This is a genomic window from Flammeovirga sp. OC4 (assembly GCF_000812565.1).
Taxonomy (GTDB): domain Bacteria; phylum Bacteroidota; class Bacteroidia; order Cytophagales; family Flammeovirgaceae; genus Flammeovirga.
The window spans coordinates 44,377-56,363 of record NZ_JTAM01000054.1; the positions used below are offsets into that span (position 1 = coordinate 44,377).

At 33.6% G+C, this 11,987-nt stretch carries 12 protein-coding genes; 3 read left to right on the forward strand and 9 right to left on the reverse strand.

Annotation, left to right across the window (positions count from 1 at the left end):
* Positions 1 to 10 precede the first annotated feature (10 nt).
* The 3 genes from PL77_RS21925 to PL77_RS21935 all read right to left on the reverse strand — a co-directional run bounded on the left by PL77_RS21925 (position 11) and on the right by PL77_RS21935 (position 2,008).
* A complete protein-coding gene (locus PL77_RS21925) occupies positions 11 to 484 on the reverse strand; it encodes a heme-binding protein (RefSeq protein ID WP_044210295.1) in 474 nt (157 codons plus the stop codon).
* Positions 485 to 569: 85 nt separating this feature from the next.
* Entirely contained in the window at positions 570 to 1,136 is a 567-nt protein-coding gene (locus PL77_RS21930) for a Crp/Fnr family transcriptional regulator (RefSeq protein WP_044210297.1), read from the reverse strand.
* A 29-nt stretch (positions 1,137 to 1,165) separates the two neighbouring features.
* Positions 1,166 to 2,008 carry a LysR family transcriptional regulator gene (locus PL77_RS21935; protein ID WP_044210298.1) on the reverse strand — a complete coding sequence of 281 codons (843 nt, stop codon included), beginning with the start codon at positions 2,006 to 2,008 and terminating at the stop codon, positions 1,166 to 1,168.
* 119 nt (positions 2,009 to 2,127) lie between these two features.
* Between PL77_RS21935 and PL77_RS21940 the strand changes: the two genes are divergently transcribed.
* Entirely contained in the window at positions 2,128 to 2,859 is a 732-nt protein-coding gene (locus PL77_RS21940; RefSeq protein ID WP_044210301.1) for an SDR family oxidoreductase, read from the forward strand.
* 130 nt (positions 2,860 to 2,989) lie between these two features.
* Here the strand turns inward: PL77_RS21940 and fmt are convergent, their stop codons facing one another.
* From fmt to PL77_RS21965, 5 genes are all read right to left on the reverse strand, one after another.
* Positions 2,990 to 3,916, reverse strand: a complete 927-nt coding sequence (fmt, locus tag PL77_RS21945; RefSeq protein ID WP_044210302.1) for a methionyl-tRNA formyltransferase — start codon at positions 3,914 to 3,916, stop codon at positions 2,990 to 2,992.
* A 6-nt stretch (positions 3,917 to 3,922) separates the two neighbouring features.
* Positions 3,923 to 4,633: an RNA methyltransferase gene (locus PL77_RS21950; RefSeq protein WP_082026677.1), complete on the reverse strand. Its 711-nt coding sequence runs from the start codon at positions 4,631 to 4,633 to the stop codon at positions 3,923 to 3,925.
* 150 nt (positions 4,634 to 4,783) lie between these two features.
* A complete protein-coding gene (locus tag PL77_RS21955) occupies positions 4,784 to 6,544 on the reverse strand; it encodes a CDC27 family protein (RefSeq protein ID WP_044210304.1) in 1,761 nt (586 codons plus the stop codon).
* Positions 6,545 to 7,004: 460 nt separating this feature from the next.
* Positions 7,005 to 7,415 carry an Hsp20/alpha crystallin family protein gene (locus PL77_RS21960; RefSeq protein ID WP_052444628.1) on the reverse strand — a complete coding sequence of 137 codons (411 nt, stop codon included), beginning with the start codon at positions 7,413 to 7,415 and terminating at the stop codon, positions 7,005 to 7,007.
* Positions 7,416 to 7,445: 30 nt separating this feature from the next.
* On the reverse strand, positions 7,446 to 7,847 hold the full coding sequence (locus PL77_RS21965; RefSeq protein WP_052444629.1) for an Hsp20/alpha crystallin family protein: 402 nt from the start codon (positions 7,845 to 7,847) through the stop codon (positions 7,446 to 7,448).
* A 300-nt stretch (positions 7,848 to 8,147) separates the two neighbouring features.
* Between PL77_RS21965 and PL77_RS21970 the strand changes: the two genes are divergently transcribed.
* Together PL77_RS21970 and PL77_RS30910 are read left to right on the forward strand one after the other, a co-directional pair.
* The gene (locus tag PL77_RS21970; protein ID WP_082026678.1) at positions 8,148 to 8,636 is read left to right on the forward strand and encodes a MarR family winged helix-turn-helix transcriptional regulator; all 489 of its coding nucleotides are present in this window, start codon (positions 8,148 to 8,150) and stop codon (positions 8,634 to 8,636) included.
* A gap of 57 nt (positions 8,637 to 8,693) precedes the next feature.
* Complete coding sequence (locus PL77_RS30910; RefSeq protein ID WP_052444630.1) at positions 8,694 to 10,481, forward strand: murein L,D-transpeptidase; 1,788 nt, start codon at positions 8,694 to 8,696, stop codon at positions 10,479 to 10,481.
* 112 nt (positions 10,482 to 10,593) lie between these two features.
* Here PL77_RS30910 and PL77_RS21980 read toward each other — a convergent pair whose 3' ends face one another.
* Positions 10,594 to 11,409, reverse strand: a complete 816-nt coding sequence (locus PL77_RS21980; protein WP_044210308.1) for a hypothetical protein — start codon at positions 11,407 to 11,409, stop codon at positions 10,594 to 10,596.
* Positions 11,410 to 11,987: the final 578 nt, after the last annotated feature.

Here is an 11,987-nt window from a genome sequence, read left to right on the forward strand (position 1 = left end):
TTTCTAATGTTTACTGCAAAATAGTATTTGCTCCTGCAATCGCAATAGCTCTATCCTGCTCAATTGTTCCGCCACTTACACCAATAGCTCCAATAATTACATTATCCTTATTTCTGATAGGAATGCCTCCAGGGAAAGTAATCAAACCTCCGTTAGAGTGTTCAATATTATAAATAATACCTCCCGGCTGCGTTAACTCTCCCAAATCTCCAGTATCAATATTGAAATACCTGGCTGTTTTGGCTTTTTTAATCGCTACATCAATACTCCCCAAATAAGATTCATCCATACGGATAAACGCCTTCAGGTTAGCCCCTGCATCTGTTACTGCAATATTGACTAAAACATTGGATTCTTTTGCTTTTTGTTTGGCTGCTAGAATAATCCTCAACGCCTCTTCATCAGTGATATCATATGCATTTTGAGCATAAGTGAAGTTTGAACTGAAAAGAGTGATAGTTATAAAAAATAATAGTTTGTACATCTTAAAAACGTATTTGTGAATTCTAATACAAAATTCACAAACTGTTTTCAGAAAAAAATTGAACTAGTTCAACTCTTTGTAAAAATTATTGTTTTTTGATCTTACTTAAAAACTCATGGGTGATCCCAAGGTAACTTGCCATTTGTTTATCAGTGATCTTTGAAGCAATACTTGGATAGGTAGACAAAAAGTTTTGATAACGTTCTTTTGCTGTTTCACAATGGTTTCTGATCAATCGGCGTTGCCAAGCTACCAACGCTTTTTGAGACATCACTCTAAAAAGCTTCTCGACGATCGGTAACTTTTCATAAAGCATCAATTTATCAGTCCTGCTGATCATGAGCACTTCACTATCTTCCAAAGCTTGCATGTTCAAATGAGAAGGATTTTGATGCATAAAACTATCATTATCCATCAACCACCAATCTCTTGCTGCAAAATACAGTGTATTGTCACTTCCTTTTTGATCTAAAGTAAAAATTCGGAAACAACCATTCAGTACAAACCCCTCAAACTTACAAACATCACCCTGTTTCAAAAGGTGCTCTTTTTTCTTGAAGGTCTTCAGCTGAAAATACTTACAAAATTCTTCTAATTCGGAGGCTGAAAACTGTACGTGCTTATTAATATTTTGCTTTAAAAGTTCGTTCATTTTGTTTGTTTATTTGGCTATCAGAGTAATCAACTCATGAGATCATTATCTGAAAATAATTGAATGATTTGAGCAACAGCAGGATTCCTCAAACTGTCTTTGGGATAAGATAAACCTACTTCTCTATACGAAATTGGCCCTTTATATTTTTTAATCTGAAATCCCTCCCACTCCTTCACAAAAGACTCTGGAAGAAAAGTTATTCCCAAACCGGCAATCAACAAAGTAAGTACATCATTCTTGGTTGCACAATTGGCTACAGTTTTCCATTTTCCTCCTAAATCATTAAGGATTGATAAACTTTGTTGGTGGGCTTCACACGGAGGACAATGAATAAACGGTTCTCCTTGTAAATCCGTAATTTCGATCTCTTCCTTATGACTCAAAGGGTGTTGATTGGGAATACACAATACATAATCCTCCTTCCATAAAGGCAAGAATAAATGATCATCAAATTTCCATTCTCTGACTAACAAATTTAATTCACAATCTCTACCAATTGCTCTGATGTCCCACTCTATGTTATTTACTTTTTTATTTATGGCTAAATAAAATTCTTTTTTCAAGGATTGCGGTAAACTGTCAGCAATACCAAGAACGACCTTTTGCTTAAAATCTTTATGCTTAAATAATTCAGGAATTTCATTTAGTTCTCCCAATATTCTTTTAGCAATTGGGTACAGCTGATGCCCTTCTTCTTTGATAGTGACTCCTTTTTTGTGGCGAACAAACAGGTCTTTCCCTAGTAATTCCTCTAATGACTTGATTCCATTGGATATATTAGGTTGTGATACAAAGCACTTTTCAGCTGCTCTTGATATATTTTTTTCTTCATATACCGCCACAAAAAAACGGAGTAATCTCTCATCCATAATAAATAGTTATAATAACGATACAAAAATAGTATTTTGATGATAAAAAGAGAATAAACACCTTTGTATCAACAAATAATAAATACATTTAATCATAAATAAATCTAATACCTCTCATTATGGAATCAACAAAAAAAGGTCTGATCGTTATCACGGGTGCTAGTTCTGGAATTGGTGCCGCCACTGCTAAACTCTTTTCTGAAAATGGGTTTCCACTCTTACTTTTAGGAAGAAGAGTCGAAAAAATGGAAGCGTTGAACTTGCCAAATACTTTGATCAAAAAAGTGGATGTCACTGACTATGATGCTTTCAAAACTGCCGTAGCTGAAGCTGAAGAACAATTTGGTCTAACTGAAGCTATTGTCAACAATGCAGGAATGATGCTCTTAGGAGATATTGCAGTTCAAGCCCCTCAGGAATGGAAAAAAATGTTTGATGTAAACATCATGGGAGTATTGAACGGTATGCAGATCGTTTTACCTCAAATGAGAGAAAGAAAGGGAGGTACAATTATCAACATCAGCTCTATTGCAGGTAGAAAAACCTTTGGTAATCATGCTGCTTATTGTGGTACAAAATTCGGCGTACATGCTATCACAGAAAATGCTAGAGAAGAAGCAGCATTGGACAATGTAAGAATGGTAACTATTGCTCCTGGTGCTGTAGAAACTGAATTGCTTTCTCACACGAGCAATCAAGAAATAAAAGATGGCTATGAAGCTTGGAAAGAAGAAATGGGAAGTATCCTAAAAGCTGAGGATATTGCCAATGCGATTTGGTATGCTTTCAATCAGCCTCAAGGGGTGAATGTTAGGGAAATTGTTCTTGCTGCGACGAAGCAACAGCCGTAGAAGACTATTTGTTCTACAAACGTTAAAAGTGCTACTTCAATTAACTCTAGTATTTATAGTACTTAAAAATATTAGAGTTCTTTTACTGGTAAAAAAAATCCCAACCAATTTAATGGTCGGGATTTTCTTTTTATTCGAATTTCGTTCCAAGCAAAAATGCTTTGACTGGCATACGTTTTTTGCCTTGCATTTGCCATTCATCTACTGAAATAAAACCATCTGCTGTTTTGATGTAGAAATAGTTCTTATTATCAGTAGCATAACCTTTATCATTGGCTTCAACCTCTGTATCCATCACTTTTGAAACCTTAAAAAGCTTATAGGTTTTTCCTTCTATTTCAGTCCAAGCTGCTGGATAAGGTGATAATCCTCTAATAAAATTATATACTTTTTCTGTAGGTTGAGTGAAATCAACTTTACAAGTTTCCTTAAAGATCTTAGGAGCATGTTTCGGTTCACCGACAATCTGTTGAGGAGTCGTTTTATAATTTCCTTCCTCAATCAACTTTACCGTTTTCAAGACTGTACCAGCACCTTTCTCCATTAATCTCACATACACATCACCTACAGTATCTTCTTCGTGAATTGGTTCTTCTTCACGCATAATAATATCTCCTGTATCAATCTCATGTTGTAAGAAGAAAGTAGTTACACCTGTAACTTTTTCACCATTGATGATCGCCCAGTTGATAGGTGCCGCTCCTCTGTAATCTGGCAATAATGAACCATGTAAGTTGAATGTACCAATGCGAGGCATATCCCAAACTGATTCGGGAAGCATTCTGAAGGCAACTACAATTTGAAGATCAACCTCCAACGCTTTTAATTCCGCTTGAAACTCTTCATTTTTTAGATTGGTAGGCTGAAGAATATTTAACCCTGCCTCCAAAGCATATTCTTTCACCGGAGACATATGTAGTTTTCTGCCTCTACCTGCAGGCTTATCAGGTGCTGTAATCACACCAACTACATTGTAATTATTCTCTACTAAAATTCTTAATGAAGGAACTGCGAAATCAGGCGTTCCCATAAAAACAATTTTCAAGTCTTTATTCATCGTATCTTATTTTTTAAAAGTCTTCGCAATGGTTTCGTGACGATCTAATGATTTACACACCCATGCGGCTTCTATTAATTTTCTCTCTTCTGGAGCCAACTTCCACTCACTTTCTGGTAGTTTTCTAAGTTTTGTACTGAGTGTATGCAAACTCAATGCAGCACTCACTGATATATTGAAGCTTTCAGCAAAACCATACATTGGTATTTTCACTTTATAATCAGCCATTTCAAAAGCTTCATCAGAAATACCTTCTCTTTCATTACCAAACATCAGTGCTAAAGGTTCATCCACTGGCAAATCATCAATGGACATATCTGTATGTGGTGTAGTAGCTACCAATTTATATCCTTTCGATTTTAATGTTTGCATGGCCCCTTTAGTAGAATCATAGGTGTTGACATCTACCCATTTCGCAGAGCCCATTGTTGTTTTTAATGAAACCTTAAACTTTGTATCTGTCTCAATCAAATGAAGGTTTTGTAAACCAAAGCAATCACAAGTTCTTATGATTGCTCCTACGTTTTGAAGTTTAAAAACCTCCTCCAACAATACTGTAAAATGATTTGTTCTTTGAGAAAGTACCTTTTCTATTCCTTCTAATTTCTTTTCTGTTATAAATGTTTTCAAGTAATCTACTAAACCTTCTTCTTCAGCATATTTTTTAAAAGCTTCTGTTTTAAAAAACTTGAAATCATCATCATTTGCGTAAGGCATTTCTCTTCTTCTATTATTTCTAAAACTAGGAAAGCTGTCCGTAAAGTGAAAATCAGCTTTACAGACAGCTTTAAGCAGTTATACAACTGAAATCGGACGTTTTGGATTTCAAATGTTCAACTACTTATTTTTATCTTAATCTCTTCAATCTTAGTTTACCTTTTCTTCAATTGGTGTCGTATTTTTCAAATCACCATCTACAAATTGAATAATCGGAACGTATTGATTGTCTTGAGCATCTTTATAATTATAAGCAGGTGTCAGATAACCTTTTCTGAATTGATCACTTGCTTTCAAATCTTGTACAAAACCATTTCCATATTCGTGCAATATCATCCCAAAAGTAAATAGGGTTTCAAAACCATCATAAACAAAGCCTGAAGGCTGATTATTAAACTTCTCCTGATATTCAGCGATAAATGTTTTGGCTCTGAATGAATCATCGTCAAACCAATTAGGATATAGAATATTGATTTGTGCTGTCTCCATTTGAGAATAGCTCAATTGCTTGTACTTCAACCACTCTTGAGGTACATAAGCAGATGCAACTGTCCCTAATGATAACAATGCACTTACCGTACTTAATGCCTCTACTTCATTTGTAACTGCAATAAATACATGAGCAGTTGAATCTTTTACTACTTCCAAAGAATCATCATACGCCAACGGGTCAAACATTTCTTGTAGTAATGTAAACCCATCTACTGGATCAAACTCCTGATAAGCAGCAATTTTACCACCCTCAGCCTCATACGCTTCTTTGAAGGCTGCGGCCATCTGTTTTTCTTTCGTTGAATGCCCAAATACAACATATGTCTGTACCGTATCTGCTTGAATTCTGAGAGAATCACCTTCTGGGTATTGCTCTAAAGCTACTAACTCTTGTGCTCTTAATCTCTTTCCTAAACTTTTACCAATTGTCTCTGGCGTAGATGAAGCGATAAAGGCATTAGAAGTATTTTCAATAATCGCACTATTGTTTGAAATTGGATTGACCATCGGAATCCCTGTTTCATTGGAGAACTGCTGTACCAATGGTAACATATCTGCATACAACGGCCCAACAATAAGATCTACGTTCATCATTTTTGGATCTTCCAATAATCCTTTCAAATGTGTAGTATCTCTTTTGGTATCATAAGCCACTATGTCTATGTTTACCTCTCTCTTTGCCAAATACTCTTGAGCGATTAAAATGCCTTGATAGATATTATAAACAAACTCGTTTTTAACTCTTAAAGCATCTCCGTCAGTAGTTTCTGTAAAGAAAGGTAATACAACAGCTACTGTGTATTTATCTTTTTTCTCTGATTTTCTAACAACATGCTTATTGATTTCGATTCCCAAGTTGGTAGAAAGCTTATTTAATAAAGCTTCGTCTCTTTCTTCTTTCGGTTGTTCTAAAAGCTTATGGAATAGTAAAGTAGCAAGCTCTTCATTGTCATTCGCTTCACAAATTGGCTTCAACTCTTCTACAGAAAGTGCACTCAATTCTTGATAAACCATTGCACTATACTCTTTTTGAAGATTGGCATCTGTGATTTCACTCAACAACTTTAAACTCTCATTATACTTTTTAGCTTTTAAATAAGAACTCCCTAAAAGATATTTAGCTTGCTCTTTTTCGTCCCAATCAGCATAAGTTGTAATTGCTTTATTTAAATTATTTTGGGCTTCAGCAAATTTTCCTTCCTGATAATAAGCGTACCCAATCAATGTAAGAGCGTAAGGCTGCAATGTTGCCCCTTTCAAACCCATCATGTCTTGTAATACTACAATAGCAGGTTGGTACTTTCCTTGGTCTATTAATTGTTTCCCGTAAGTGTATTTCTCAACTTCAGTTTTTCCGCCTTGAGCGAAGGCATTTATAGAAAATAAAAAAGTTAAGATTAACGTGTAAAAGTATCTCATAAAAAATGATCTTCTTCTTATTTAAACTGAGATAAAAATTTAGAATATGCTTTGATACTAAGAAAAATAGCTTTCAAAAATCAAAATCAGTTGCAAGTTACAAAATCGCTAATGATTAAAAACACTTTGGTATAAATAAGTACAAATTCAAAATTATCTGATACTAATTCTATTTATTGTTTTGCGATTACTTCCTTCAAAAAACTTTTAATAGCACCACTATTAATACGTTTTTTAGCGTTGTACTCACAAAAAAAAAATTGAATTAATTATGATTTATTTTTGACTTTGTACTTAATAGGTAATAGACCTTGAGGATGTATAGTTTTAAAACGAAAAAGCCAATCTCAAAATATGAGATTGGCTAAAAAAAAGGAACTCTAAAACTATCTCTTTCGAATCCGTCTTACTCACCACAGTAAGAATCCGAAATCTGATAACGACTATTATTTATTATTGACTAGCTTATTTCAATTGTTTTCTTTTCGGCAGGAGTATTTTTCGGGAGAACAACAGATAAAATCCCATCGTCATACGATGCGTTAATTCCTTCCACATTTATATTGTTAGGTAGCGAAAATGATCTTTTGAAATCTTTACCTACAAATTCTCTCTTCAAATATTTAACTCCTTCTTGTTCTACTTCAGTATGTTTGTAAGTGACCACTAATTTATTTTGTTCTATAGCGATCTCTACATCTTCTTTCTTAATACCTGGAATGACAATCTCCACGGTAAAGCCTTCTGCATACTCTTTTACATTCATCGGAACTTGAGCATCTAATGGGTTCACTGTATCTAATACATTCACAACGTCACTCATAAGTGATGAAATAAAAGTTGTTGGGTAATCTGTCAACGAATGTTTCATTTTTCTAAATATGTTTTTGATTATGGTTAATTATCTTACTTCAATTTTAACAGGCTTTTTCTCTTCACTTTTTGGTAAAGTTACTGTTAAAATACCTGCATCAAATTTAGCTTCTAAAACCTCAACTTTAATTAAATCAGTGATTCTAAATGCTTTCTCAAAATCACTCACTTGATACGCATTCACCAAGAATTTCTCTTCTACTTTATTCTCTTCCTTAGGTTGCTTATAGTTAATATTCAATCTATTATTTTCAACATCGATTGAGAAAAACTCTTTTTTATAACCTGGAACTACTAATTCTAAATAAAATGCAGCTTCATCCTCCTTAATATTCACAGGCACAAATGATTGTCTACTTTTTTCAACTGCATTAATTACGTTTGAAACGAATGATCTTCTTGCTGATGGTCTATAGGTTGTAATACTCATGATTTTATTATTTTAATTTTAAATTGAATATCAAATTTACAGTTTGCTTATAGACAAGAGGTGTACCAAGTGAAAAAATGTGTCATTATGACATATTTGTTTGACGAAATATCATAATAAAATGACAAATTGTCTTTATTTAATTTATCAACATGACAAAACGAATAAAATAAAGTGGTCAAGCCTCTACTTAGGTGTGCCAATACTCAATAATAATTTTCGCTTTTTATTTTTGATTAAACACAAACAATTAATTACATTACAGGACATTTAATTACTTATCAATTCAAATTCATATCTATGAGCACATTAATGAGCGAAGATGTTGAGAAAAGAAGACGTCTGACTAAAATCATAGCACAAGTATCTAGGTTAGGAAACTATACTTTGGGGCGTGCTTTTGAACGTGAAGGTTTACCTATTTCGAGAGAACAATGGGATGTGCTTGTAATGCTATGGGACAAAGATGGACGAGCTCAACAAGAGTTTGCTACATTCCTGTTAAAAAACAGAGCGAGTATCACTAGTTTGGTCGATAACATGGAGAAGAACAACTTGGTCACAAGAGTTCCTAATCCTAATGATAAAAGATCAAAGCTTATTTATCTAACAAGAAAAGCAAGAGACCTTAAGGAACAAGTAGTAGGAATTGCCGAAGATGCCATTCTTTCTATCACTAAAGGAATTCCATTGGAAGAAGTGGAACAAGCAGCAGACCTACTAACAAAATGTTTAGAGAATATCATGGAATATGATGAAAGTATTCTTGAAGAACAAAAAGGAGAATAAAACTCCACAACCTAACTAAAACAAGCTCTTAAAAACTGAAAGGTTACTTTCAAAAATATGCAACAAACTAATACTCTTGTTTGTTGGCAAAAGTGTATTGGTTCAATAGTATTTTTTATCTCTATTCTATTTTCCAATACACTTTTTTCGCAACAGACACCCGATATAAAAACTGTTCTTCAATCACTCAATACCGGAAACCACTCCTATGGTATCAAAATCTTTTCTGACAGTTTAATGCCACTTATTTATGAGAAAAGAAACTACCAGCCCATTTGGACTTCCCAAAAAAATATTGAAGATCTTATATTCGTCATTAACGACAGTTACAATGACGGACTTACACCTGAGCATTATCATTTGAAAAAAATTATAGAACTCAAAAATAAACCTTCACTTACAGGAGAAGAAAGAGCACTCTATGATATTGTAATGACAGATGCCGGCATTCTTTTAAGCTCACATTTGATTTGGGGAAAAGTACAACCAGAAACAATTTCCTCTACTTGGAATTTTGACACCAAAGAATTTACAGAAGATCGAATCAACCTTTTCTTGGCTCCTATAGAAAAAGAAATGATTCTTGAAGCTACAGCAGCCATCAAACCTCACAACCTCCTTTATAATGGCCTAAAAACTTCACTGAGAAACTTCAGAGAAATTGAAGCCAACGGAGGATATGCTAAACTTCATAAAATTGAAGCTATCGAATTAGGTGATAATAACCAATTCATTCCAGAGTTAAGAAAAAGGTTAGCCATTACAGGTAATTTAATTCCAATTGATTCCACGGTGCTTCAAGTTGATACAACTTTTAGATCTCAACAAGAAGGAATCGCTATTGTTAATGCTCCTTCTAGTCAACCGGTCATTGATACGGTCACATCGATGATTCCATTTAATCCATCTCCCATTCTAGATTCTTCCTATGTTTCAATTCCTCTTTTAGACACTACATCTACAATCTATAATGAGAATTTAAAACAATCTATCATTGCATTTCAAAAAATGTATGGATTAGAGCAAGACGGAAAAGTAGGAAAAGCGACCTTGAAAGCATTAAACGTTCCTATTCATAATAGAATAAATACACTCAGGGTGAACCTCGAAAGAGCTCGATGGATTAATCATGAAGATGATGATAATTTCATCTTTGTCAACATCGCTGATTTTACCTTGTACCTTCATAAAGGTGAACAATGGTATTATAAAACAAATGTAGTGGTTGGTAGACCTTATCATCAAACGCCTGTTTTCAAGGCTAAGATGAGTTATATTGATATTAACCCTACTTGGAATGTGCCTTATAGTATTGCAAGTAAGGAAATGCTCCCTAAACTCAAAAAAGATGCAGGTTATTTGAAAAGGCAGAATATGAAATTATACGATAGATCCAACAATGAAATTGATCCGTATTCTGTAGATTGGAAATCTATCAAGCAGAAAAGCTTTCCTTACTATATTGTTCAAGGTTCAGGCCCTGGTAATGCTTTAGGATATATCAAATTTATCTTCCCAAATAAGTATTCTATTTACCTTCATGACACACCTTCAAGGTATTTGTTCAAAAGGAATTCAAGGGCCTTTAGCCATGGTTGTATAAGAGTGCATGAACCTTTGAAACTTGGTGAACAACTCCTTAAAGAGCAAGGTTACACTTTAGAAAAAATTGAAGAAATTGTTAAAACGGGCGAATTAAAAAGAGTGATTTTAATGGAAAGGCCTACAGTTTATTTGCTGTATTTTACAGCGATGTTAGGACCTGATGTAGCTGTACACTTTTATAATGACATCTATTCCAGAGACAAAAGAGTATTGAAAGAACTTGACAAGTCACTTTATTAAAGCGTAAACCCCTTCGAAATATTTAAAATCAAGGTAGAGTACTGTAAAAAATAAGGTCTAACATTATTTTTAATGTTAGACCTTATTGCGTTATAATATGTATATCAGCGTACTACTTTCTCCCTCCAAAAAAGAACGTCAAGAACATTGCTGAATAAAAACTACGATTATCTGTTGATGCCATAATCTCAACCTCCTTAGTATAGATATCAGCCATAATTCCCGCCTCTATACCTGTAATACTTCTTTTATTTACTCCAAATTCAAAAGAAAGTGAAGTTTTAAGTGCTAAACCTGCTATTACACTTGCTTGAGAAAGACTTTCAGCGAAAGATCCCGTACCTTCTATTCTTGTATAAAATTGATTGAATTGATCAAACGTCAATTGTTCAGTAACTAATTCTCCTTCATCATCCTTATATTTTAAGAGATAAGGTGTTATTAAACCAATAGAAGGACCTGCATTTACAATTACATTTACTTGGACTCCTTGTTTTCTTGCTTTCTTAAAAATGATCCATTCCTTACCAAACATCGGTCGGATAGCATAGAGTCTGTTTCTCTTTCCATAAACAACCCCCTCACCAGTGAAAGTCTGTCTTCTTTGCTCTTTCGGGTGTTTGATATTCAAGAATTCGATACTTAACGAATGGTATTTTCTTTCGTTCTTAATTTCTCCAACTCTTCCTCTAGTGACTTTTGTTTTACCACTGTTTACTCCAAGTGACTCTTCAATTTTATGCTCATAAAAGAATTTCTTAGAAAAACGTACAGAGGCACCACCAATAGTTCCACCATAAGTATTCATCATAATACCTAGAGCCCATTCTTTTTCATAATATTCATCTTCCTCCTCTACTGGAAATTGAGCAAAAACAGATAACGGGGTAATACAGATAAATATTAAAGAGATGATTATATTCTTCAAGTCTAGCTAATTTAATTTCGTTCAGATAAATAAGATAAGGGTTTACTATAGTAATTTACATTCTATAAGTGACTCCTACAAGTTAAGAGAGTAATGAAGACAGTACCTATCAAAAAAATATTCAGACAAGAACTGCTGCTTTAATCGTAAAGTAAAATCCAATTTATCTTTCACTTTACTAATCTTGTTAGAATATAACAAACTTAATCATAAAAGTAAATTTTTGTTAGCGTAATTGTTTTAAAAAATTGAGATCAAGGGCCTCTTTATCAGATCACACCTCATTTTTATGTACCTTATTTAAATCCAATACGATTACTTCTAAAATTTTTCATTTAACGTTATCACAGTAGCTAAAAAAGTTGTAGTTTAGATTTGTATCAATTTGGCAAATAAAGAAATTTAATCAATTGTACTTTTAGTAGTATTCCTGATAAAAATGTGGCTATTTATTATGGTTATATTTCTTTTGCTTGGGAATCATAGAATAAAAATTTTAATTTTGTTTCGCTCAGTTCAGACGTTTCTTTATTTACTCAATAAAAAAAGAATTGCCCATTAAAAAAGAGGCTCGACAA